Annotated in this window: 20 protein-coding genes; 11 read left to right on the top strand and 9 right to left on the bottom strand. The window is 72.8% G+C overall.

Going from position 1 to position 23839, the window contains the following annotated elements; all coding sequences use genetic code 11:
• Nucleotides 1-40: 40 nt before the first annotated feature.
• Nucleotides 41-622, bottom strand: coding sequence for a GNAT family N-acetyltransferase (locus tag WME90_RS03395; RefSeq protein WP_437279615.1), 582 nt, complete (start codon nucleotides 620-622; stop codon nucleotides 41-43).
• A gap of 764 nt (nucleotides 623-1386) precedes the next feature.
• On the opposite strand from WME90_RS03395, the gene WME90_RS03390 reads away from it, so the two are divergent.
• Both WME90_RS03390 and WME90_RS03385 read left to right on the top strand, forming a co-directional pair.
• Nucleotides 1387-2061: a glutathione S-transferase family protein gene (locus tag WME90_RS03390; protein ID WP_437279614.1), complete on the top strand. Its 675-nt coding sequence runs from the start codon at nucleotides 1387-1389 to the stop codon at nucleotides 2059-2061.
• Between the two features lie 25 nt (nucleotides 2062-2086).
• A complete protein-coding gene (locus tag WME90_RS03385; RefSeq protein WP_437279613.1) occupies nucleotides 2087-2707 on the top strand; it encodes a glutathione S-transferase family protein in 621 nt (206 codons plus the stop codon).
• 22 nt (nucleotides 2708-2729) lie between these two features.
• Here the strand turns inward: WME90_RS03385 and WME90_RS03380 are convergent, their stop codons facing one another.
• Nucleotides 2730-3602 carry an isocitrate lyase/PEP mutase family protein gene (locus tag WME90_RS03380; RefSeq protein WP_437279612.1) on the bottom strand — a complete coding sequence of 291 codons (873 nt, stop codon included), beginning with the start codon at nucleotides 3600-3602 and terminating at the stop codon, nucleotides 2730-2732.
• 188 nt (nucleotides 3603-3790) lie between these two features.
• On the opposite strand from WME90_RS03380, the gene WME90_RS03375 reads away from it, so the two are divergent.
• Nucleotides 3791-4639 carry an alpha/beta fold hydrolase gene (locus WME90_RS03375; RefSeq protein ID WP_437279611.1) on the top strand — a complete coding sequence of 283 codons (849 nt, stop codon included), beginning with the start codon at nucleotides 3791-3793 and terminating at the stop codon, nucleotides 4637-4639.
• A 34-nt stretch (nucleotides 4640-4673) separates the two neighbouring features.
• Here the strand turns inward: WME90_RS03375 and WME90_RS03370 are convergent, their stop codons facing one another.
• Together WME90_RS03370 and WME90_RS03365 are read right to left on the bottom strand one after the other, a co-directional pair.
• Nucleotides 4674-4913 (bottom strand): DUF378 domain-containing protein, encoded by a 240-nt coding sequence (locus WME90_RS03370; protein ID WP_437279610.1) that lies wholly within the window; start codon nucleotides 4911-4913, stop codon nucleotides 4674-4676.
• Nucleotides 4914-5149: 236 nt separating this feature from the next.
• The gene (locus WME90_RS03365) at nucleotides 5150-5968 is read right to left on the bottom strand and encodes an SIR2 family NAD-dependent protein deacylase (RefSeq protein WP_437279609.1); all 819 of its coding nucleotides are present in this window, start codon (nucleotides 5966-5968) and stop codon (nucleotides 5150-5152) included.
• 520 nt (nucleotides 5969-6488) lie between these two features.
• Here WME90_RS03365 and WME90_RS03360 point away from each other — a divergent pair.
• The 5 genes from WME90_RS03360 to WME90_RS03340 all read left to right on the top strand — a co-directional run bounded on the left by WME90_RS03360 (nucleotide 6489) and on the right by WME90_RS03340 (nucleotide 13278).
• Nucleotides 6489-8318: a vWA domain-containing protein gene (locus WME90_RS03360; protein WP_437279608.1), complete on the top strand. Its 1830-nt coding sequence runs from the start codon at nucleotides 6489-6491 to the stop codon at nucleotides 8316-8318.
• A gap of 165 nt (nucleotides 8319-8483) precedes the next feature.
• On the top strand, nucleotides 8484-9329 hold the full coding sequence (locus tag WME90_RS03355; protein WP_437279607.1) for a ribokinase: 846 nt from the start codon (nucleotides 8484-8486) through the stop codon (nucleotides 9327-9329).
• Between the two features lie 70 nt (nucleotides 9330-9399).
• The gene (locus WME90_RS03350; RefSeq protein ID WP_437279606.1) at nucleotides 9400-10488 is read left to right on the top strand and encodes a hypothetical protein; all 1089 of its coding nucleotides are present in this window, start codon (nucleotides 9400-9402) and stop codon (nucleotides 10486-10488) included.
• 3 nt (nucleotides 10489-10491) lie between these two features.
• A complete protein-coding gene (locus tag WME90_RS03345) occupies nucleotides 10492-11550 on the top strand; it encodes a retropepsin-like aspartic protease (RefSeq protein WP_437279605.1) in 1059 nt (352 codons plus the stop codon).
• A 270-nt stretch (nucleotides 11551-11820) separates the two neighbouring features.
• A complete protein-coding gene (locus WME90_RS03340) occupies nucleotides 11821-13278 on the top strand; it encodes a cyclic nucleotide-binding domain-containing protein (RefSeq protein WP_437279604.1) in 1458 nt (485 codons plus the stop codon).
• 138 nt (nucleotides 13279-13416) lie between these two features.
• On the opposite strand, the gene WME90_RS03335 is transcribed toward WME90_RS03340, so the two are convergent.
• The 5 genes from WME90_RS03335 to WME90_RS03315 all read right to left on the bottom strand — a co-directional run bounded on the left by WME90_RS03335 (nucleotide 13417) and on the right by WME90_RS03315 (nucleotide 20808).
• Nucleotides 13417-13986: a hypothetical protein gene (locus WME90_RS03335; protein ID WP_437279603.1), complete on the bottom strand. Its 570-nt coding sequence runs from the start codon at nucleotides 13984-13986 to the stop codon at nucleotides 13417-13419.
• A 148-nt stretch (nucleotides 13987-14134) separates the two neighbouring features.
• A complete protein-coding gene (locus tag WME90_RS03330; RefSeq protein ID WP_437279602.1) occupies nucleotides 14135-16276 on the bottom strand; it encodes an ATP-binding protein in 2142 nt (713 codons plus the stop codon).
• Between the two features lie 108 nt (nucleotides 16277-16384).
• Nucleotides 16385-17473, bottom strand: a complete 1089-nt coding sequence (locus WME90_RS03325; protein WP_437279601.1) for a MaoC family dehydratase — start codon at nucleotides 17471-17473, stop codon at nucleotides 16385-16387.
• Nucleotides 17474-17636: 163 nt separating this feature from the next.
• On the bottom strand, nucleotides 17637-19406 hold the full coding sequence (locus WME90_RS03320) for an acyl-CoA dehydrogenase family protein (RefSeq protein WP_437279600.1): 1770 nt from the start codon (nucleotides 19404-19406) through the stop codon (nucleotides 17637-17639).
• Nucleotides 19407-19896: 490 nt separating this feature from the next.
• Nucleotides 19897-20808, bottom strand: a complete 912-nt coding sequence (locus tag WME90_RS03315; protein ID WP_437279599.1) for a polyprenyl synthetase family protein — start codon at nucleotides 20806-20808, stop codon at nucleotides 19897-19899.
• Nucleotides 20809-20906: 98 nt separating this feature from the next.
• On the opposite strand from WME90_RS03315, the gene crtD reads away from it, so the two are divergent.
• From crtD to WME90_RS03300, 3 genes are read left to right on the top strand one after another with little or no spacing between them, the layout of a single operon-like run.
• Entirely contained in the window at nucleotides 20907-22475 is a 1569-nt protein-coding gene (gene crtD, locus WME90_RS03310; RefSeq protein ID WP_437279598.1) for a 1-hydroxycarotenoid 3,4-desaturase CrtD, read from the top strand.
• Nucleotides 22472-23356, top strand: a complete 885-nt coding sequence (locus WME90_RS03305; protein ID WP_437279597.1) for a carotenoid 1,2-hydratase — start codon at nucleotides 22472-22474, stop codon at nucleotides 23354-23356. The genes crtD and WME90_RS03305 overlap by 4 nt, the downstream gene beginning before the upstream one ends.
• Nucleotides 23353-23832: a beta-carotene hydroxylase gene (locus WME90_RS03300; protein ID WP_437279596.1), complete on the top strand. Its 480-nt coding sequence runs from the start codon at nucleotides 23353-23355 to the stop codon at nucleotides 23830-23832. Before WME90_RS03305 ends, WME90_RS03300 begins: the two co-directional genes overlap by 4 nt.
• The last annotated feature ends 7 nt before the right edge of the window (nucleotides 23833-23839 follow it).

The raw sequence follows: 23839 nt of genomic DNA, 5'->3' as shown, positions 1-23839 counted from the left end.
GCGTTTACCGCCCCTCTATTGGCACTGGTCCAATTTGACTTCAGCCTGCCCGGCTCGCCCCCGGGAGCTCCGCGGCCGTCTGCACCCATACCATCGTGTCGCGCGGCTCGCCCGCGGGCGTCAGGGCGTTCGCCTCGAGCGTCGTCACGTGCCGATACCCGAGCCGCCGCGGCACCGCGGCGCTCGCGGTGTTCCGCGGATCGCAGCGGATCTCGACGCGGCTCAACCCGAGCTCCTCCAGCGCGACCCGGGTCAAGCGCGCCACCGCCTCGGTCACGTAACCGCGGCGCGTCGCCGTCTCCCGGAGCCAGTAGCCGATCTCTATCGCGTCCGGGCCGATCCGCGGGTGTAGCCCCGTGCCCCCGAGCACGTCGCGCTCGTCGGCCGTGAAGATGCCATAATGAAAGTCGCGTCCTGCGGTGAAGTCGTCCCGGAACTTCTCCAGCAGCGAGACGGTCGCCTCCATGGAGGAAGGCTCGTTCACGGCCCATGGCATCCAGGACCGCAGGTGCGCAAGGCTGGAGTCGATCGCCTCCCTGATCAGCGGGGCATCCTCGGGCCGCCACGCTCGCAGCGTCAGCCGAGCGGTCGCGATACGCTCCGGCGGGCGCTCACCTGCCACCGCTCCGCTCCATGCCTGTCCCCATCATGAACCTCGCGGCGATCGCGCCGCCGTCTCCACCACACCGGCTCACGCGACGATCACGTCCCGAACCATGGAGTGCTCCAGCGTCGACGCGAACATCTGTCATGCCGCGGAGCATACAACAGGGCATCCCTCATACATACGGCACACCCGCCCCGCAACGACCTTCCTACATCATCCACCGGTTCGCCCACACCCCGCCGACAACATCGACTCCCCGCGGAGGGGCTTGACATTTCCGCTATAGCAGACCATCATCCGCCATACAAGAGTAAGGCGGAAGACATCAGCGCGTCCTCTCGGTACACCGGGAGGAGATCCATTCTCCACGCCCGCGCGTGCGCGCGTGGACGATGGATGACCGCTCGAGCAGAGGTGCCATTGGCTGAGGTGGCGCGAGCTGCGGAACATGACACGAGGAGGAAGGATGAAGATCTGAGCACGCCTCATTCCGAGGGACGCGGCGTCTCCCGGAGTTTCGACGAGGGGTCGACCCCCGAGCAGCAGAGGCCCCTCCCACGCCGGATTCAGTGCTGCCCCAGCAGCACACCACGAGCAATCCCTGCTCCCGTCGCAGCAAGCGCACGGCCAGCGCGAGCGATTGCGATCCGTTCCTGCGACGGCGCTCTGGCACGCTCCCTGCTCTCCACCCCACCGACTGCCCGTGAGTTGAGCACGCCCTCTGCCTGACGGCAGGAGAGCTCTTCGCGTGGCGCACGCCATCAATCAAGGAGAACAGGATGACGAAGCTTCGACTCTACAGCGCGAAGGCGTGCCCCTTCGCCCACCGCACCCGGCTCGTCGTACAGGAGAAGGCGGTCGACTTCGAGCTGATCGAGGTCGACCTGCAGAACAAGCCGAAGGCGTTCGTCGACGCCTCGCTCTACGGCAAGGTCCCGGCGATCGAGCACGAGGGCCACCGCATCTGGGAGTCGGCGATCATCAACGAGTACCTCGAGGAGGTCTTCCCCGAGCCCCGGCTCCTGCCCAGGGAGCCGAGCAGGCGCGCCCTGGCGAGGATCTGGATCGATTACGCGAACACGCGCCTCGTGCCGGCGTTCGCCCAGCTGCTCAGGGCCGAGACACGGGAGCAGGAGGCGGAGGGGCGCAAGGCGCTCGGCGACGTGCTCGCGTTCATCGAGCGGGAGGCGCTGGCGAAGTCGTCGGGCCAAGGGCCCTACTGGCTCGGCGCCGACGTCAGCCTCGTCGATCTCTCGTTCTATCCATGGTTCGAGCGGCTGCCGGCGGTCGGCCGCCTCCGCGGCTTCTCCGTCCCCGCGGAGCTCACGCGGCTCCGGGCGTGGATCGAGGCCGTCCAGGCGCGCCCCGCGGTCCGCGCCCACCAGAATCCGGTCGAGTTCTACGCGGAGCGCTTCGCGAAGTTCGTGAAACCGGCGGCGACGACGGCGGCCTGAGCGGCGCCGAAAGACAAGGGACATCATGTTGAGACTTTGGGGTCACAAGAATTCTTCGAACGTGCAGAAGGTCCTCTGGGCGCTCGACGAGCTGAGGCTCGATTTCGAGCGCGTCGACGCCGGCGGGCCGTTCGGTCGCGTCAAGGACGCCGACTATCTCACCCTCAACCCGAACGGGCTCGTGCCGACGATCGAGGACGGTCCGCTGGTGCTCTGGGAGTCGCACGCGATCGTGCGTTACCTGTTCACGCGCTACGGCTCGCCGCCGCTCCAGCCGAGCGATCTCGCCGACAGGGCGCGCGCCGACGCCTGGACCGACTGGCAGTTCGGGACGCTGTGGCCCCCGGTCCGGACGCTCCTTGTGCAGCTCGTGCGAACGCCCGAAGAGCGCCGCGATCAAGGCGCCATCGACGCCGCGCGCAAGTCTGCGCTCTCCGCGCTGGAGATCCTCGACAAGCAGCTGTCACGGCACCCGTGGGCCGCGGGAGAGTACTTCACGTTCGCCGATATCCCGCTCGGGGTCGCGGCGCAGCGGTGGTACAACCTGCCGACGAAGCGGCCCGCGCTGGAGCACGTCGACGCGTGGTACGGCCGAATCAAGCGCCGGCCGGGCTTCGAGCGCTGGGTGGACCTCCCCCTGCTGTGAGGCGCGCGCCCGCTGCCCTGCCTCAGGCCTTCCCGGGCGGCGGCTGCGCGTAGCGCTCCTCTTCAGCGTAGTACTCCGGAAAGCCCACGATCTCCTGGAGCGCCGCGAAGCTCATCCGCGGGTCGGGGTGCCGGCCCGCGCGCAGGGCCGCGAGCGCCTCGCGCATGGCGGCGGCGGCGACCGAGAGCAGGGTGAGCGGATAGGCCGCGATCTTGTAGCCGATCGCCTCGAGCTCGGCCGGCGGCAGCACCGGCGTCCTGCCGTGATCCACCATGTTGGCCATGGTCGGCGCGCGCACCTCGCGGCAGAACGTGCGCATCTCCTCCACGCTCTCGGGCGCCTCCAGGAACACGATGTCTGCCCCGAGGTCGGCGAACGCCCTGGCCCGGGCGAGCGCCTCGTCGAAGCCGTGCGTCTGGCGGGCGTCGGTGCGGGCCATGATGAGCACGCCGGCGCCCTCGTCGCGCGCGTCCACGGCGGCGCGGACGCGGGAGAACGCCTCGTCGCGGGGCACGACCTGCTTGCCGCGCGTGTGGCCGCAGCGCTTGGGAGCGACCTGGTCCTCGATCATGACGCACGCGAGCCCGGCCTGCGCATAGCCGCGCACCGTGCGCTTCACGTTCATCGCATTGCCGTAGCCCGTGTCGCCGTCGCCGAGCACCGGAATCGACACCGCGCCGCAGATCGCCCGCGCCTGATCGACCATCTCACCATACGAGATGAGCCCCGTGTCAGGCGCGCCGAGGCGCGCGGCGGAGACGGCGAAGCCGCTCATGAACGAGAGCGAGAAGCCCGCCTGCTCGATCAGCCGCGCCGACAGCGCGTCGAAGCAGCAAGGCATGACGAGGAGACCGGGCGAGGCGAGCAGATCGCGGAGCTTCTGAGCGGGGGACACGGCGGGGACGATACCCCGAACGGCCGCCCGCGAGGCAAGCGCGAAGGCCCGAGGCGCGCCGCGCGCCGGGAGCGCCGAAGGGGCCCGGCGCAAGCGCGGTGACGGGCGCGCGCGCCGGGGTTTCTGTTGCAGGCCCCCGCCGCCCGGGGGCAGGATGCGCCCGCGGCGGTTCCGCACAGGAGAGGAGCATGAGCACGGTTTCGTTGAAGGAGATCGCGATCGACGGCCGCCCCGCGAGCGTCCACGTGGGCGGACAGGGCGCGCCGCTGCTGCTTGTGCACGGCGCCTGGGGCGGGGCGTCGATGCACTGGGCGCCTGTCTGGGGGCGATTCGCTGAGCGCTTCCAGGTGATCGCGCCCGATCTGCCCGGCATCGGGCGCACGGACACCCCGGGGCTCGGATCCCTGAGCGCCTATGCGCGCTGGCTCGAGCGGCTCCTGGACGAGCTGGGAGTCTCCAGCGCGTGGTGCGTCGGCAACTCCTTCGGCGTATCGGTCGTATCGTGCTTCGCGACCCTGTTCGCGGCCCGCTGCCGAGGGCTCGTGTTCGTCAACGGCGTTCCCATCCCCGCGCTGCCGCGCTTCGTCGGCTGGCTCGGAGCGCGGCCGCTGCCCCGCCGGATCCTGCGCGCGTTGATGCGGAAGCAGACATATAACCCGAGGGTCCTGGGGCGCGCCTACGCCGATCCCGGCCGCGCCCCAGCTGCCCTGCGGGACGCCCTGGAGAGCGCCAATCCACCTCAGCTGGAGGCGGTGCTCGACGCCGCCATCCATGGAGGTCTCAGGGACCCGCTCAGCCTGAATCCCCTCCTCGTCTGGGGCGAGGCGGACCAGCTCGTCGGCAACAGCGCGGACGACGCGAAGAAGCTTCACGCTTCGCTGCCGGGATCGCAGCTCACCTTCATCCCGGCGACAGGGCACATGCCGCAGGTGGAGAACCCCGAGGCGTTCGTCGACGCGGTGTCGCGGTTCATCGAGGCGCGCGCGGCCGCCGCCCGTCCACGCGGCCTCGGCGGCCAGGCCGGCCCGAGCGCGTGAGCGTCGGTGGGGCGCCCGTCGAGGGACGTCGCGCTCACGGCATCGTGGTGACCCGAGCGCGCTTTCCGAGCTGGACCGAGCCGTAGAGGAGATAGAGCCCGGCGAGCCCGACGAGCACATAGATGATGCGGCTGAGCGCGCTGAGCCGTCCGAAGATGCCGGCGACGACGTCGAACTCGAACAGCCCAACGAACCCCCAGTTGACGGCGCCGATCACGACGAGCGTGATCGCCGCCCACATGAGCCCTGAAATCCCCTGTTTGACCTGTTCCATGCCCCCATCGGAAGCATGCGCCGGGCCGCGCGGTGCGTGCACCGTGCGCCCGCCGCGTGACCGCGCGTCGCGCTGACGCCGCCGGCTCGCCGCGCTCGCACCGAGGCCGTCGGCTCCCGCTCCCCCTCGATGAGGTGGCTCAACGGTCCTGGCGCAGGCGCAGGGCGGCGGCCGCCGCTGCACACGAGGTCTCGCGGGCCGTCACGTCGCCCGTGCGCCTAGTCAGGCCGCGGTGATCACGGCGCGCCGGCCGGCGTGATGTCGAGCAGGGAGGGCAGGATCTCTCCCGCGCCGCCGGTGAACACGACGTCGCAGAGGCCGGTGACCGCGCTGGGCTCGATGTTGACCTCGGCGATGAGGGCGCCGTGGCGCTTCGCCATCGGGACGAAGCCGGCGGCGGGATACACCACCGCCGACGTGCCGACGACCAGCAGGAGATCGCAGCCGTCGACGCCGGCGGCGGCCGCGGCGAGATCGCTCTCTTGAAGCGCCTCGCCGAACCAGACCACGTGCGGGCGAAGCACGCCGCCGCAGCTGCAGCGGGGCAGATCCGCCGTCGTGAAGCGGCGCGCGGGGGCCTCTGGATCGGGGGAGCCGCTGCCCGCGAAGGCGGGCGTGATCGGCACGTCGCGGTTCTCGGTCACGCTCCCGCACGAGAGACAGCGCACCTGCCAGAGCGAGCCGTGGAGCCGGACGGGGCTCCGGGAGCCGGCCTGCTCGTGCAGGCCGTCGATGTTCTGGGTGATCAGGGTGAAGGCCCCGCCGGCCTCCCGCCATCGCGCCTCCAGCAGCGCCAGCGCGCGATGGCCCGGGTTCGGGGCGCAGCCGAGGGCGCGCTCGCGGCGGTGATTGTAGAACTCCCACACGAGGCCCGGGTCGCGCTGCCAGGCCTCGGGCGAGGCGAGGCTCGTCGCCTCGTAACGCCGCCACAGCCCGCCAGCGCCGCGGAACGTGGGGATGCCCGACTCCGCCGAGACGCCGGCGCCCGTCAGGACGGCGATCTTCCTGGCGCGGCGCAGGGCGGACTGGAAGCGCTCACGGCTCGTTTCGCTCATCACGGACCTCCTAAGGAGAGCTCGAAAGGGCGGCGGGATGGCGGGAGGACGGCCGTCGCCGCCGGTCTCCCCGCGCCCCTGCTCGATGTAGCGCGCGGCGCAGGGCGGCGCCTGCTGCCTCGTCCCCTCGCGCCTCGCGTACCTCGTGCGCCCCGCCAACGTCGCGCGCCTCGCATCCTCCCTGCTTCAGGGCACTTGGGCTGCGGCGCCGGCTCCCCTCGATTTCGGGTGTAAGCCGGCCGAGACGACCGCGTTTCCCTGGCACTCGGACGCGCCGGGGCCCCGCCACCGCGGGCCCCAGCCGCGAGAGCTCCTTCGTCGGCGCGCCGGAGAACCGGCGACACGCGGCGTTCGCGCAGCGAAAGCGGCGAGGGAGCCGTCTCGCCCCTGAGAGACGCACTGTGGGGCAGCCGCGCGTGCGGCCCTCACAAGGACCAGTGTGTGGCGTTCGGCCATGGCCGACCCACGAGAACGTACAGCAGGGATCCGCCCTCGCGATCCCCTTCAAGGAGGACACCTCATGCGCACTCGGCCCCTCAGTCTCGTCGCCCCCGCCCTCGTCACCGCGCTGCTCATCGGCTGCGGTGGCTCCACGCCTGCCCCCACGGCCGCGACAGGAGCGGCAGCGCCGGCGGAGGCCGCCGACGGGCGGTCGATGCAGCCGGAGTTCGACGCGCCGCAAGACGAGGGCCGCGCGTCCACCGCCGCGCACAAGGAAGCCGAGGCGGCCGACGCGATCGATCCCGGCGCCGCGCCTGCGGAGGCAGCGCCGCCGCAGGCCCCGTCCGTGGCGGCCGCCCCTGTGGCGCCCTCGCCCAGGCCGGCGCAGGCCCGGAGGACCACGGCGGGCGGTGCGCCCTCGCCCAAGAAGGCGGCCGTCCAGGCACAGACCGCCGTGGCGCGCCCTGCGCCCCCGCCCGCAACCGTCGCCGTCACAACGCCCGAGCCCCAGGGCAGCGAGTCGTACCGGGACTACGGCGTCAACCGGGTCGAGGACCCCGCGAAGGATCGGCTCTCGACGTTCGCGATCGACGTGGACACGGCCTCTTATGCCATCTCGCGCCGCAAGATCCTGGACGGCGCGCTGCCCCCGTATCAGGCCGTGCGCGCCGAGGAGTTCCTCAACTACTTCGACTACGGCTATGCGTCGCCCGCGACAGGCCCGTTCGCCGTGCACCTCGCGGCCGCGCCCTCGCCGTTCACGGCGGGCCACCACCTCGTCCGCGTGGCGGTCCAGGGCAAGCGCGTGCCGGTCAAGGAACGGACCCCGGTGCACCTCGTGTACCTCGTCGACACGAGCGGTTCGATGCAGTCGCCGGACAAGATCGAGCTCGCGAAGAAGAGCCTGAAGATGCTGACCGACACCCTCAAGCCGGGGGACACCGTCGCGCTCTGCACCTATGCGGGCAGCGTGCGCGAGGTGCTCGCGCCGACCGGTATCGAGAGCAAAGGGAAGATCCTCGCGGCCATCGACGACCTCACCGCGGGCGGCTCCACCGCCATGGCGAGCGGCATCGATCTCGCCTACAGCCTGGCCGAGCGGACGCTCGTGAAGGGGCACGTCAACCGCGTCATCGTGCTCTCCGACGGAGACGCGAACGTCGGCCCGACCTCCCACGACGAGATCCTGAAGACCATCAAGCGCGCGAAGGACAAGGGGGTCACGCTGTCCACCGTCGGCTTCGGCCAGGGCAACTACAAGGATCTCATGATGGAGCAGCTCGCCAACCAGGGCGACGGCAACTACGCCTATATCGACAGCGAGGCGCAGGCGCGGCGCGTCTTCTCCGAGCAGGTCGGCGGGCTGCTCCAGGTCATCGCCCGCGACGTGAAGATCCAGGTCGAGTTCGACCCGAGCTTCGTCAAGAGCTACCGGCTCATCGGCTACGAGAACCGCGACGTGGCCGACCGGGACTTCCGGAACGACAAGGTGGACGCCGGCGAGATCGGCGCCGGGCACAGCGTGACGGCCATCTACGACGTCGAGCTCAAGGCCCCCGCGCTGAAGGGCGAGGGCGCGACGCCGGTCGTCGTGCGCCTCCGCCACAAGGCGCCGCTCGGCTCGAACACCGCCGAGGAGACCCTGGTCAAGATGGCCCCCGGCGCCATCGCCCCCGCCTTCGACGCGGCGCCGGCCGACTTCCGCTTCGCGTCCGCGGTGGCAGGGTTCGCCGAGGTGCTGCGCCACAGCCCGCACGCGCGCTCGTGGAGGCTCGCCGACATCGAGAAGATCGCGAGGGCCGCCGCGTCCAGCAAGGGCGATCAGCAGGAGTTCATCGGCATCGTCCGCCGCGCCGGCGCGCTCGCCGGCGGCAAGACCGACGCCGTGGCCGTGACCGCCGCCAACTGATCGATCGCGCGCGGCGCGTGGAAGGATCGCCCGGAACACACCCGACGAGCCCCGTTGGCCAGCCGCCTCCGGGGCTCGCCGTGATCCCTCCGCCGCCTCGGCGCCGTGGGCTCGCGATCGGCGGCCCCCGGGCCGGCGCCGCCTCCTTCGTGGTATGCGGCAGCCATGGGATTGCTCGCGATCTGCGGATCGATCACCGCCGATCTCATCGGCTACGGCCCGCGGCTGCCGCGCCCCGGCGAGTCGGTGCTGGGCCGCGGCTTCCTCGTCGCGCCGGGCGGCAAGGGCGCGAACCAGGCGGTCGCGGCGGCGCGCTCGGGCGCGCGCGTGCGGCTCGCAGGCGCGCGCGGCGACGACGCCCACGGCGAGCTCTGCGCGGCCGCGCTCGCCGCCGACGGAGTGGACATCTCCGCCGTGGAGATCCACCGCGGCGCGACGACGGGCGTGGCCTTGATCTGCGTCGATGGGGCCGGAGAGAACCAGATCCTCGCGATCCCCGGCGCCAACGCGCTCGTGACGCCGCCCTCGCCGTGCGGGGCCTCGGTCTGGCTCTGTCAGGGCGAGATCCCGGCCGCGGCGATCGACGGCGTGCTGGCGGCGGCGCGGGCCGACGGCGCGCTGTCGATCTGCAATCCGTCGCCCGTCAACGCCATCGATCCCGAGCTCGTCGGCCGGTTCGACCTCGTTATCGTCAACGAGCTCGAGCACGAGGCGCTGCGCGGTCACCTGCCGGAGCGCGTGGTGCTCACGCGCGGCGCGCGCGGCGCGGTGCTGCTGCCGTCGGGCGAGGAGCTCCCCGCCCTGCCGGCCCGCGCTGTCGACACGACGGGCGCCGGGGACGCCCTCACGGGCGTGCTCGCCGGCGGGCTCGCCTCCGGGATGGCGATCGAGGCCACACTCCGGTTCGCGATCGCGGCGGCGGGCATCTCGGTCGAGCGCGAGGGGTGTCAGACCTCGTATCCGACGCGCGCCGAGGTGGAGCGCCGCCTCCAGCGCTCCACGGTTCCGTGACGGCCTCTCCAGCGTCACAGGGCACCTCGCCCATCACGCGCCCTCGCGGTGAGCGCCGCGCCTCCGGGACATGACGCTGCACCTCGCCTGCAAGGGCGGCTATCCTGGCGGCATGACGAACCTTCGCGGGCCTGCGATAGCAGCGCTCGTCAGCCTCTCGGCCTGCAACGTCCAGGAGCGCAACTTCGCGGGCGCGGGCGGGTCGGGCGGCGATGATGGCGCCGGGACGACCGAACATTCCAGCGCGAGCGCCGGCCCGAGCGCGACGACCGGCTGCACGCAGGTCGAGGATTGCTTCAACGGCGGCGACGACGACTGCGACGACGCCGTCGACTGCGCGGACTCGGACTGCGCGGAGGGCGCGGTCTGCCTGACGGCACCCACGAACTTCGAGCTTGGCGTCGTCGTGGACGCGACCGAGCCGTGCCCTGACGGGTTCACCGCGAAGGAGACGCTCCTCTTCCGCGGCCTCTCCGGCAGCGGCTGCGAGGGCTGCGGCTGCACGCCGAACCCCACCGACTGCGCGGCGGATCTCTACCTCTACGCCGACGAGTCGCAGTGCGAGGCCGACGAGGGCGGGACGCGCGGCACGCTCGCGAAGCGGGTCGGGTTCACGTGCGACGCGAAGCCGATCAACAACGGGTTCGTCGACTGGGGCGGCGTGCGCGCGGGCCTCTTCGACGTGATCCAGAGCTGCACCGCGACCGGCACGGCGATCCCCGCGCCGGCGACGTGGACCGAGTCCAGGAAGTTCTGCCACGCGAGCGCCGGCGTGGGCTGCGGCGCCGGCGAGGCCTGCGTCCCGAGGCAGGCCTCGCCGGCGACGCAATGCGCGCTCGTGTCCGGCAGCGCCACCTGCAGCGGCTATGCGCGGCGCGAGAGCGACTGGTTCCGGGGGTACAACGACACCCGGACGTGCTCGTCGTGCTCGTGCACCGCGAGCGGCGGCGACTGCAACTACGTGCGCGTCGAGCTCGGCAACGACTACAGCTGCTTCGATCACGCCCAGATCTCGCAGGGCGGGCGGTACTGCGGGTACGCCTACTCGCCCCCGGCTCACCTCGTCGGCACGCCGACCAGCTCCACCTGCACCGCGCGCACGAACCTCAGCGGCTCGCTGGATCCCACGGGGCAGTCGACGCTCTGCTGCGTCGAGTAGCGGATGCTCGTGCCGCGCGCTCGCAGGCAGCTCCTCGCCGCGCTCTCGGCCGCCGCCGCGGCCGGCGCGCTCGCGGTGGCCGGCTGCGCCGAGCCCGCCGCGGTCCGCGCCGCGCCGGCCTCGCCGCGCAGCGCGGCGTCGGCCGGCGCCGGCGACGCGTCCTCGCCCGCGGGCCCCCCGGCGGAGGGCGCGGGCCCGGCGGCGCCGGCGGCGGGCCCCGAGCGCCGGGCCAGCCTCCAGTACCACCTCAACGATCGCGCGTTCCCCTCGCCGCTCATCGACGCCGTCGTGGCGGGCCAGCCGGCCGTGCTGCTCGTCGACACCGGCGCCTCCCACCACGTCCTCGCCCGCTGGCTCGCCGACGAGCTCGCGCTGCCCCTCTCGACCGCAGGCGACGTCGCCGTCGACCACGCGGGCAGGCCCCTCGCGGTGTCCCGCCTCGAGGACGCGAGCCTCGCGCTCTCCGGGTGGGGCCGGGTCGAGGTCTCCACGTTGCTCGTCGTCCGCATGCCCGACGTCCTGCAGCGCATCGGCATCGGCGGCATCGTCGCGCCTCAGGAGCTGGCGGGGCCGGGCCGCGCCGTCGTGCTCGACCTGCGCGAGGGCCGGATGACCGAAGCTCCGCGCGACGAGGCCGCACGCGCGCTCCGGGCGCGGTTCGGCGAGGCCGCCATCGTGGAGCTCGCCCGCTGCGGCGGCCCGAACCAGGGCAGCGAGCTCACCGCCAGGGCGAGCGTCGAGGGGATCGACGTCACGCTGAAGATCGACTCGGGGGCGTCGCAGAGCTCGCTCTTCGCCGTCTCCCCCGCGGGGAAGCGGCTGTCGCGCCGGGCGACCGGCGACAGGAGCGCCTACGCTGCCTCAGGCAGGCACACCGTTCCCGTCCTTTCGGGCGCTCGCCTCCGGATGGCGGGGTTCGACGCCGCCGCGGATATCGATCTTCTGCCCGGCGAGCAGCGGGCGACCTGTCCGTCGGACGGATTTGCCGGCATGGATGTGCTCCGCACCTGTGTGCTGGTGCTCGCCGAGGACGGCGGCGTCGCGGCCTGCGCTCCGCGGTGACCCGGTGAAGGACCGCGCGACGCGCGTTCGGCGCGAGCGCGGCGCGTGATCGACGAGGCGCGCTGCGCGCGACCGCGGCGCGCGGTCGACGAGGCGCCCCGCGGCGACCGCGGCGCGATCGGCGCCGAGCCAGCGGGCGGACCGCCATGCCTCAGCGGAGGCACGATGCGTCGTGGTAGAAGGGGCGCACGCGTGGACGCCTCTGTCGCGGCGGCGGGGGAGGGATCCGTCTCCGCGAGGCCGGGGCGTCCGCGGCGGTCGGGAGGCATCATGACGACAGGTTTCGAGTTCTTGACCCAGGACGACGAGCGGCTGCTGCTGGAGAAGTCGAGCTGCGTCACCTACCGACCGGGCGAGCAGATCCTCGAGGAGGGCTCGCGCAGGCAAGGCATCTTCATCGTGCGCAGCGGCCTGGTCGGGGTCGAGGTCGCCCACCTCGGGCGCGGCGTGGCCCTCCGCCAGCTCGGCCCCGGCGCCATCTTCGGCGAGATGTCGTTCCTCGAGAGCGCCGCCGCGAGCGCGTCCGTCGTCGCCCGGGAGGAGTGCACGCTCGACGTCATCGAGGGCCCCTATGTCCACTCGCTCCTCGCCTCGGTCCCCGGCCTCGCGGCGCGCTTCTACCAGTCGCTCGCGATCATGCTCGCGCAGCGCCTCCGCGAGAACACCGCGATGCTCCCGCCGCTCCTCGTCGAGGACGTGCCCCAGGTCAACCGCTTTCACGCGGCGAGGACGGGCCAGGCGGGCACCAACAACATCCCTCCGAAGCTCATCGACACGGTCGAACAGTTCAAGTTCGAGATGATGATCGCCGACAGGATGGTCAAGGAGGCCAAGCAGCCCGAGGCGGAGATCCAGGAGAAGGTGAGCGCCGCCTGCCAGACCATCGTGTCCACGCTGCGCGAGCACATCGAGCGCGAGCGCCACCTCGAGAAGGGCATCGGCGCCTATGTCTTCCGCGAGACCTTCTCGCTCTTCATGCTGAGCCGCACCGTCGACCGCTGCTACACGAAGCCGCGCGGCTACGCGGGCGACTTCTACACCATCGAGATGATGTACAACGACGAGCCCGCGGGCGACGGCCGCCTCGGCCGCTTCATCGACCAGTGGGGGCTCAACATCGACGCCTGCCGCGCCGTCAAGAACAGGAGGGGCGTGCTGAGCCGCGCGCTCCGGGAGGCCTGCAGCGCGCACGCGTCCGGCCCGGTCCACGTGACCAGCCTCGCGAGCGGCCCGGCCCGGGAGCTGTTCGACCTCTTCGCCGAGGGGGGCGAGCCGCCCGACATCAAGGCGACGTGCATCGATATCGACAACCAGGCCCTCGCCTACGCCGCTGGCATCGCCGATCAGCTCGGCGTCATGGACCGCTTCAGCTTCGCGCAGGACAACGTGGTGCGGCTGGCCCACGGCCGCGGCAGGACGGTGCTCAAGCCCCAGCACATGATCTACAGCATCGGGCTCACGGACTATCTCCGCGACGACCTGGTCGTGAGCCTCCTCAACTGCATGCACGACAAGCTCCTCCCCGGCGGCATCGCGGTCGTGGGCAATTTCGGGGTGAACAACCCGAGCAAGGCGTTCATGGACCATGTCCTCGAGTGGGAGCTGATCCACCGCAGCTCCGACGATCTCAGGACGCTGTTCGCCCGGTCGAAGTTCGGGAGCACCCCCGTGGAGGTGGTCGCGGAAGAGGCGCAGGTCAACCTGTTCGCGTTCTGCACCAAGTGGTGACGCGCCCCGCTTCAGAGCGGCGGTCACCCGCACAGGAGACGGGCCCAGATCGGCGTTTTCGGCGCGGAAGCGCACTCAAGTGCGCTGAGCACCGAAAACGTCGAGATGGGCCCGTATCCGACGCGGGTGACCGCCGCTCTAGCGGAGCCAGCGCACCTCGTACTCGCACGTGGGGTGTCCCTCGAAACGGCACTTCGTGTGGAGGCTCTGCCCGCCTCGCGCGCCCGAGAGCCGGAGCGCGTTCTCTTGCCACGCCGGCACCGCGTCCCTGCAGGTCTGGCGCCCCGGGTCGGACTGCGGGTCGACCCCTAGGTAGAGTATCAGCCGAAAGAACCGCTCTCCCTCGGCGAGGGGGGCGAGCCGGCCGCCATTGAAATACATGCCCCACATCACGCCGGCCTGCCGCATGACGAGCGCGGGCGTGCCGAGCTTGAGCAGCACCTTGTGCGCGAGCGTCAGATCCTGCTCGGCCACGTAGGCCGCGAGATCACGGATCACACCCGACCTGTTGGGCCACCGCGAGATTTCGTCCGCGATCGCGTTCCAGACCGAGATGGGATACCAGCCGTGCGCCGCGAGATCGGGCGCCGTGAAGACCGCCCGCGCGGCGGCGGGCAGCTTGGCGTCGAGGGCCGACATGGCCTGGCTCCCCCACCGCGTCTGCAGGTAGGTCCTCGTGTGCATGAGCGCCGACCCCCGGATCTTCATCGCCAAAGCCGCCCGTCCAGGATAGATGCACCCGGGCGACGGGGGCCAGCGCGGCGCGCTGCGGGCCGGACACCCGCGCCGGCGCGCACACGTCGAAGGCCGCGCGCGCCGGCGCCGCGAGCGCGCTTTCCGGGACACACGACCGCGCTCACTGCAGGCGCTCGGCGGTCGGAGCCGGCGGCGGCGCGTCGCCGGAGCTCTTCGCCCATCGGGCCTGCGCGGACGCGTCGAGCAGGCCGCGCACCGCCTTCGCGAGCTGCGTCGGCGTGTACGGCTTGGAGACGTAGTGGACGACCCCGTCGAGCAGATCGCCCTGGAGGAGGGCGTCCTCCGTGTAGCCCGAGGTGTAGAGGACGGGCAGCGGGGCGCGCGCCCGGGCGAGCGCGGCCGCGAGCGCGGGGCCGCGCGCGTCCGGGAGGACCACGTCGCTCACGAGCAGGTGGATGGGTCCGGGATAGGTGGCCGCGAGCGCGATCGCCTCCTTGCCGCTCCGCGCCCCGAGGACCGAGTAGCCGAAGGAGCGCAGCGCGGCGACGCAGAGCTCGCGCACCTGCGCCTCGTCCTCCACGACGAGCACCGTCTCCCCGCCCCCGACGGCGGCGGCGGTCGCCCTCGCAGGCTGCTCGCAGGGCACGCCGCGCACGCGCGGGAAGCAGATCGTGAAGCGCGTGCCCTGGCCGAGGGCGCTCGCGAACCAGATGTGGCCGCCGTGCTGCTTCACGATGCCGTGGCACGTCGCGAGCCCGAGCCCCGACCCCTTGCCCGGCTCCTTGGTCGTGAAGAACGGCTCGAACACGTACTTCTGGACGGCGTCGTCGATGCCCTGCCCGGTGTCCGTGACCGTGAGCTCCACGTAGTCTCCGGGCTCGATCTCTGGCATCCGCCCCCCGTCGTCGCCCGCGCCGAGCGTCCTGTTCGCCGTCTCGATCGTCAGGCGGCCCCCGCCGGGCATCGCGTCGCGCGCGTTCACCGCCAGGTTCATCAGCACCTGCTCGAACTGCCCCCGATCGATGTGGATGGGCCAGATCTGGCTCCCCGCCAGCACGACGAGCTCCACGTCCTCGCCGACGAGCGGGCGGAGGAGCGGCTCCACCCCGAAGATCAGCGCGTTCGGGTCGACGACGCTCGGCTGGATGAGCTGCTTGCGCGCGAAGGCGAGCAGCTGCCGCGTGAGCGCCGCGGCCCGCTCCGCGGCGGTGCCGATCTGCGTGAGGTGCTCGACCACCGCCGACGCGGGCGGCACCTTGCGCGACGCGAGCTCCCTGTGCCCGAAGATCGCGGTGAGCATGTTGTTGAAGTCGTGCGCGACCCCCCCGGCCAGGCGCCCGATCGCCTCGAGCTTCTGGCTGTGCAGGAGCTGCTCCTCGAGGCGCCGGCGCTCGGTGATGTCGAGGCTCGTGCCGACCAGCCCGGTGACGGCGCCTGCGTCGTCCGTGACCAGCTGCGCCGCCATCTGCACGTGCCGCAGCTCCCCGCTCGACGGGCGCACCACGCGGCACTCGACGGGGCTCGCGATGCCGAGCGGCGAAGCGCTCTCCGCGCCGCCGAAGACCCGGTGGCGGTCCTCGGGGTGGATGAGGCCCGCGAAGAGCTCGAACGTGGGGCGCACCGAGAGATCGACGCCGAGGATGTGGTAGAGCTCCTCGGACCAGCGGATCGTCCGCGACGCGATGTCGTAGGACCAGCTGCCCACGTGGGCGATGCGCTGCGCCTCCTTCAGCATGCGCTCGCTGCGGCGGAGCTCCTGCTCGGCGCGGCGGCGCTCGGTGAGGTCGACGATCGCTCCGAAGTAGCGGGACGGCGGCCCCGCCCCCTCGACGAGGGGCAGGCTGCTCAGCAGGCACTCCCGCACCGTTCCGTCCCGGTGGCGCACGCGGAACGCGATCGCGCCCGCCCCCTCGCCGGTCTCGTTCGCAAGGCGCAGTCTGGCTTGCAGCCGCTCCCTGTCGTCGGGGTGGACGGCATCGAGGAAGGTCTCCGTCGAGGGCGGGTCCGTCGCGGGGTCGCGGCCCAGGATCCGGAAGAGCTGGCGCGACCAGACGATGCTGTTCTGGCCGAGCTCCCAGAGCCAGTTGCCCATCTGCGCCGCCTGCTCGCCCTCGTCGAGCTGGAGCTGCGCCTCCTCCCCGACGAGGGCGGCGCCCCCCGCGCTGCCCGGGTCTCTGCCGGGCGCGTCCGTGCCTCGGGCGCCGGCGATCCGGCCTGACGCGCGCGCGTGGGACAGCTCCCGCTCCAGCTCGGCGACGCGCGCGCGGAGTGCGTCCAGCTCACGGCTCCCAGCGGTGCTCATGGCCGTCCCGTTCCTCGCTGGGGCAGAGCGGTGCTCATGGCCGCCCATTGTATGCCGCGGGCGGCCCGCCGTGGACTCCTCATTCTGCGGCCCCCGCCGCGGGCATACCTAGCCCCGCCGGCGCAGGAGCAGTGTACGCGTGATCTCCACGACCTTTTCCTTCACCCTGCCCTCGGCCTTGCCGAGCTCGGGCGTGAACAGGTCGGCGCCCTGATCGAGCAGGGCGCGCGGCGGCGTGTTCTTCACGCCGACGATCCGGAAGGTGACGCTCCCCGCGCCGCGTTCGGCTTCTTCCCTGGCGATCACCTTCGACGCGGCGAAGAGCGTGTCGCCCGCGAGCACGCCGCTCGGGTGGGCCCCGTCATCGAGGCCGAGGTCCCAGACGCCGCACCCGGCCGTGTCCCGGCTCGAGAGCGAGAGCACCCAGGACAGCACGAGCCCCCCGTGGACGACCCGCGTCTTCGCGAAGGAGCTCGACCTGCAGTACTGCTCGTCGAGGTGAAGCGGGTGGGAGTTGCGCAGGAGGGTCGCGAGCTGCATGTGCTCGCTCTCCCCGATGGTCCTGCCGACCTCGTGGGTCAGCACGTCGCCCACCTCGAAGTCGTCCCACGCGCAGGCGAAGCCGCCGTGGCGCGCCGGCGGCGGCAGCGGACCGTCGAGCTCCTCCGGGAGGCGCGCCGGCGGCGCGTCCGGCTGAACGACCGCGTGCGGCGCGTCCGCGGGGCGCTCCGCGACGCGGCCGGGGGGCACGAGCGCTTTGCGCTCAAACGAGCAGACGAGCAGCCCGTCCTGGTTCACCACCTGGGTCCTGACGTGCACGACGCCCTTGTCCCCCGTCGAGACCGCCTTCTTGCCGATGACGAGCGAGCTCGCGCGCAGCGTGTCCCCCGGATAACAGGCGGCCGGGAACCGGACGTCGGTGTACGCGAGGTGGGCGATGGCCTGCTCGCTCACGTCGTGGACGCTGAAGGAGATCCCGAGGTTGAGGAGCAGCAGCGGGCTCACCGGCCTGTCCCTGAGCCCCACCGACCGGGCCGCGACGCGGCTGGCGTAGGTCGGGATCGCGTCCTGGAACGAGGCCGCGAAGAGCGCGAGCATCCCCTCGTCCACGGTGACGTCCCAGGGATGGGCATACACCGCGCCGACCGTGAAATCGTCGAGCTTGCGGCCGTAGCGGGGAGAGCGGACGCGGACCATGGGTCCGCGCGATCATGGCACAGGCGCGCTCGGCTGACGACGACGCGCGCGCCGCGCCTGCGCACGCGCGCTCGCTCGGCCGCCGTCGCCCCCGGCCGCCCGCCCGCGGCCGCGGTGGCTCACGCATCCCGCTCCACGCTCGCGCGCGCCGCCGCGGAGCGCCTCAGGGCAGCGGCCCTTCGAGCAGGGCGCGCGCGATGCCCTGCGCGAGCACCTCGTGCGTGCCCAGCTGGAAGAAGAGGCTGCGGGCGTCGAGCAGGAGCCTCGCCGGAGTCGAGCTCTCCGCGTAACCGCTCGCCCCGTGGATCTGCATGCAGGCGTCGGCGGCGTCCCAGGCCACGCGGCTGGAGAAGAGCTTCGCCATCGCCGACGTGAGCTCGCACGGCTGCCCTGAGTCCGCCACCTGCGCCGCGGCGCGCGTGAGCTGCCGCGCGGCGGCGACGCGCGCGATGAGCCCCCCGAGCCGGTGCGCCACGCGCGGGAAGGAGATGAGCTGCGACCCGAACTGCACGCGCGTCTTCGCCCGCTCGAGCGCGAGCTCCAGGGCGGCGTGCGCCACGCCCACGCCGCACGCCGCCGCGTAGATGCGGCCGGTCACGAGCGCCCGCTGGATCTGGGCGATCCCCTCGCCCTCGCGCTCGCCGAGCAGCGCCTCGCGGCCGATCTGGAGCTCCTCGATCCGGAGCTCGTAGTGCCCCATGCCGCGCTGGCCGAGCGCCCGCATCTCGGTCCCGGCGAGCCCTGCGTCCGGGAAATCGGCGCCTGGCGCGCCGCGCCGCTTCGCGATGGCGAAGAGGCTCGGCCCGAGGGGCAGCTGCCCGTGTCCGCCTGGCGTCGTGGTCCTCGCGAGGGTGAGCACCAGGTCGGCGCGGGACGCGCCGGTGACCCACGCCTTCTTGCCCGTGAGGAGATAGCTGCCGTCGGCCTGGCGCTCGGCGCGCGTGACGACGCGCGCGAGGTCCGACCCGTACGCCGCCTCCGCGAACGCGAGGGCGCAGCGCGCCTCGCCGTTCGCGATGCGCGGCAGCCAGGTCCGGCGCTGCAGGTCGGTGCCGGATCGGGCGAGGAGGTCCGCCGCGATGGAGGCCGTCGTGGTGAGCACGCCGAAGCCGAGCGAGCCGCGCGCGAGCTCCTCGATGGCGGTCGCCATGGCGGCCACGCCGAGGCCGTCGCCCCCGTGCTCGGGCGCGGTGGCGAGCCGAAACACCCCGAACTGCCCCATGCGGCGGACGATCGACTCGGGGATGAGCCCGTTGCGGCGGTGGATCTCGGGGGCGAGCGGCTCGACGAGGCGCTCGACGAAGTCGCGCATGTTGTGCCGGATCCAGCCGAGGCGCTCGTCCTCTGCGCCGCCGCCGGCGGGGATGCCCTGCTCGGCGGCGGCGCGCGCGAGCGAGGCGACGGCCACGCTGGAGCCCGCGTCGCGCGCCCACGCCGCGACCGCCGGGTGGCCGATCGCCTTGGCGACCTCGTCTTCGCGGAGCTCGAGCTCGCCGAGCGGCGCGATCTCTCCGCCGCCGAGGTCGACGCCGCCGCGCAGCGACAGGAGCAGCGCCCCTGCGTGCGCCTCGGCGACGGCCCTGGCCTCCCCGCCCGCCTCGCAGGCCCAGCTGGCGAGCGAGCGGCAAGCCTCGATGTCCGTGTAGAGCTGGGCGAGCGCGTGGGCGGCGACCTGGTGTCGATCGAGCAGCATCCGCGACACGTGCAGCGGCACGGCGGCGGCGCCCGCCCGGACGAAGCTCGCGCTCCTCGGCGAGGCCCGGAGGGCCGTGCCCGCCGAGCTCCCCACGTCCACCACCCGGTCCCGGAGGCGCCCGCGCGCGACGCGCGCGAGCTGCTCGGCGGAGGTGATCGCCTCGCGCATCCCCCCCGGACTGTCGGCCTCAAGCTTTCGAGAAACGATCGTGGCGTGCTGCTCCCGAATCGCCCTCATCGACCAATCCCCCCGATCGAGGACTACGGCCCACGCCTCGCTTCACCGGACGCAGGACACAGCACCTCTACACCGCTCCACAGCCGCGCTCCCCGCGCGGCAGACGCGGAAAGGCCCGCCGAGGATGCCACCCAAAACCGCGTTCGTCGAGCCTGGGCGCAGCCCTGCTATCGCAAAACGACAGCACATTCAGGCCCTCCCCGAATGTGCTTCCGCCGGTTCACTTCTGCTCGCGTCTGTTCACGTCGATTCACGTCGATTCACGTCGGCTGGCGTCGATTCACATCGGCTCGCGTCGGTTCGCGTCGATTCACATCGGCTCGCGTCGGTTCACGTCGGTTCACGCTTGTTTTATGTCTGCTTCACGTGTGCTCGATGCGTTCCGTCCCGCGACGCGCGAACAAGCCAGCTCCTCTCCACATCATCAGCCTGGGACGTCCGGAGTCGCCCTCGACGGCCGCCCTCTCGGACATACCGCCGGCACGGGCCGCTACACGGAGCTCACGGTCGGGAGCGCCGCCGCCGGCCCCCTGCAGACCCGGAGGAGCCTGTCCCCGAGCTCGACGGCCCACGATCGCACGTCGTCGGCCCGCGGGCACTGCGGCACCGACTCGACCGCGTCCTGGATGAGCCGCTGCAGCAGCCGGGTCGTGCCGGAGAGCCCGAGCTCCAGCGCCGTGTTCGGGCGCCCGAGCGCCCCGTCGCGCCCCGCCGGCTTGCCCATGTCCTCCGGCTGCCCGACGAGATCGAGCACGTCGTCCGCGACCTGGTACGCCTCGCCGATCCGCTGCCCGAGATCGCCCCAGGCGGCCCCGTCCTGGCCCGCGGAGAGCGCTCCGAGCGTTGCCGCCGCCTCGAAGAGCGCGCCCGTCTTCGCGCGCCGGTACGCCGAGATCGGGACCTTCGCCTCCGACTCCCACGCCTGCCCGGCGATGATCCCCTGCGGCATCCCGACGCCGGCCCCGAGCACCTCGAAGAACCGGACCGCCCTGCGCGCGTCGATCACGCCGCTCGCCACCGCGCTGAAGGCGCCGCGCGCGAGCGCCTCGAAGGCGAGCACGATCAGCTGATCGCCGGCGAGCACCGCGATGGGCTCCCCGAAGGCGCGGTGGACCGAGGGCCGGCCGCGCCGGATCGGCGCGTCGTCGAAGCAGGGGAGGTCGTCGTGGACCAGCGACGCGCAGTGGATGAGCTCCACCGCCGCCGCCGCGGCGTCGGCGGCCTCCGGCGCGGGATCGCCGTAGGCCGAAGCGACGGCCAGACAGAGCCGCGGCCGGATGCGAGCGCCTCCAGGGAAGACGGCGTGGTGCGTCGCCGCCAGGAGCCCAGGCGGAGACGCAGGCGAGGAGAGCGGCTCGATGGCGGCGAGGAGGACGCGCTCGATCCGGCGATCGAAATCCATGGCGGGCGAGTCTTGGCGACGCTCAGAGGCTTGTCAACAGTTTGAACATTAGTTAAACAAAGTATAGACAAACCACGTCCGACGCGTACACTCCGGCCATGGCGGACAGCAGAGGACGCGTCGTGGTGATCGGCGGGGGCATCGGCGGTCTGACCTCGGCCGCGCTCCTTGCTGCGAACGGGCTCGACGTGGTGCTACTCGAGCGGGCGCCGCGCGTCGGCGGAAAGATACGCGAGGTGGTCCTCGGGGACCGCCGCGTCGACGTCGGCCCGACCGTGCTGACGATGCGGTGGGTCTTCGACGAGATCTTCGCGTCGCTCGGGCTCCGCTTCGGGGACCACGTGCCGCTCCGCCGGGCCGAGACGCTCGCGCGCCACGCCTGGCCGGACGGCTCGACGCTCGATCTCTTCGCGGACGAGGGGCGCACCGCGGACGCGATCGGCGCGCTCGCGGGGGCGCGGGAGGCGGACGGGTACCGCCGGTTCTGCCGGTACGCGCGCGAGATCTACGAGGTGGTGGAGGCGCCGTTCCTGCGGGCGGAGCGGCCGACGTTCAAGACGATGCTGAGCACCGCGAGCAGCCTGGGCCTGGGCGGGATGAGGAAGATCGACGGGCACCGCACCCTCCACCGCGCGCTCGGCGACTTCTTCGCGGACGCGCGCCTCGTGCAGCTGTTCGGGCGCTACGCCACCTATTGCGGCTCGTCGCCGTACCTCGCGCCGGCGACGCTGAGCGTCATCGCGCACGTGGAGCGCGAGGGCCTCTGGCTCCCCGAGGGCGGGATGGGCCGCGTCGCCGAGGCGCTCGCAGCGGCCGCGGCCCGCGCCGGGGCGACCCTGCGCTGCAGCGCGCACGTCGCCGCCATCGAGGAGGGCCGCGGCCGCGCGACGGGCGTCGTGCTGGAGGGCGGCGAGCGCATCGAGGCCGACGTCATCGTGCTGAACGCCGACCCGGCGGCGCTGGGGATCGGCCTGTTCGGCCAGCGGGCCGCCCGCAAGGCGCCGGGGAGCGAGCCGAGGTCGCTCTCGGCGGTCACCTGGGCGCTCGTGGCCGAGGCGAGCGGCTTCCCCCTCCTCCGGCACAACGTCTTCTTCTCCGGGGACTACGAGGCCGAGTTCCGCGCCCTGTTCGACCGCTCCGAGCTCCCGCGCGACGCCACGATCTACGTCTGCGCCGAGGACCGCGGGGACGCGCCGTCGCCGGAGCCCGGCGGGGCCGCGGCCGGGGCGCGGCCGGGCGCGGGAGAACGGCTGTTCTTCATCGTCAATGCCCCGGCGACCGGTGATAAACACACCCCCTCATCCACGGAGATCCACGAATGGGAGCAGCGCGTGTTCCAGCAACTGCAGCGGTTCGGCCTCTCGCTGAGGAGCACGGGCCCCTCCCCGGTGGCGACGACGCCAGCGGACTTCGAGCGGCTGTTCCCAGCGACGGGGGGCGCGCTGTACGGGCCGGTGTCCCACGGGTGGAACTCGACCTTCGCGCGCCCGGCCTCGCGCTCGAAGCTCCCGGGCCTGTACTTCGCCGGCGGGAGCGCGCACCCGGGAGCGGGCGTGCCGATGGCGGCGCTGAGCGGTCGGCTCGCGGCGCGGAGCGTGATGGAGGACCTCGCTTCGACCTCGAGATCCCGAGCGGCGGCTACGCCTGGTGGTACCTGGACGCGGTGAGCGACGACGGCCGCAGCGCCATCACGATCATCGCGATGCTCGGGAGCGTCTTCTCGCCGTACTACGCAAAGGCCCGCGCTCGAAGCGCCGCGGACCCGCTCATGCATTGCGCCATGAACGTCGCGCTGTACGGCCCGCGCGCCGACCGCTGGGCGCTGACCGAGCGGCCACGGGGCGCCGTCTCCAGGTCGCCGCGATCGCTCGCCATCGGCCCGAGCCGGATGGAGTGGTCCGGGGGCGAGCTCCGCGTCTCCTTCGACGAGATCACGGCGCCCCTGCCCTCCCGGCTCTCCGGGACGGTGCGCCTCCGCCCGTCCACACCCGGGCCCGCGGCGGGCGGCGCGCACGACGGCGTCGCCCTGGACGGGCGGGGGTTCCACCGCTGGACGCCCATCGCGCCTATCGCGCGGGCCGAGGTCGAGCTCACGCACCCCTCGCTGCGCTTCTCCGGCAGCGCCTACCTCGACACGAACGCCGGCGACGAGCCGCTCGACCGCGCTTTCGAGCGCTGGACCTGGTCGCGCGCGCTCGGCTCGGACGGGATCGCGCTCACCTACGACGTCCGGCGCCGCGACGGCACGCGCATGCTCCTCTCGACCGCGTTCGACGCGGCGGGCGGCGCGCGCGAGCTCCCGCCGCTCGCGCCGCGGCCGCTCGGCGACACGCGCTGGGGCATGGCGCGGGAGATCGCCGCCGACCCGGGCTCCGCGCCGCGGCTCCTCCGCACCTTCGAGGACACGCCGTTCTACGCGCGGTCCCTCGCGGCCGCGACGTTCGGCGGCAGGCCGGCGACGGTCGTCCACGAGGCCCTCTCGCTCGACCGCTTCGCCAGCCCCTGGGTGCAGCTCCTCCTGCCGTTCCGCATGCGGAGGGCGCGATGACGCCCGCGATCTGGATCGCCACGGCGCTCGCGGCCTTCGCGACCATGGAGGTGTGGGCCGCGTTCCTCCACGGCAGGGTCTGGCACCACGCGCTCTGGAGCATCCACCGCTCCCACCACACGAAGCGGCGCGGCGCCTTCGAGCAGAACGACGCGCTCGCGTTCCTCCACGCCCCGATCGCCGCCGGGCTCATCATCTACGGCTGCGACGGCGCGCCGGGGCCGCTGCGCGAGGCCGCGTTCGGCTTCGGCCTCGGCATGACCGCCTTCGGCCTCGCCTACCTCCTCGTGCACGACGGCCTCGTCCACGGGCGGCTCCCGGTCTCGGGCCTCGCGCGCATCCCTTACCTCGCGCGCGTCCGCAACGCGCACCGCGTCCACCACGGCACCGGGGGCCCGCCGTACGGCCTGTTCCTCGGGCCCCTCGTCCTCGCGCGGCGCGCCGCTGGGGGCGCCCGCGCCCAGCGCGCGCGATAGAGCGGCG

Source organism: Sorangium sp. So ce375 (assembly GCF_051473855.1).
GTDB lineage: Bacteria > Myxococcota_A > Polyangia > Polyangiales > Polyangiaceae > Sorangium.
This window is presented reverse-complemented; position numbering and strand designations above follow the sequence as displayed.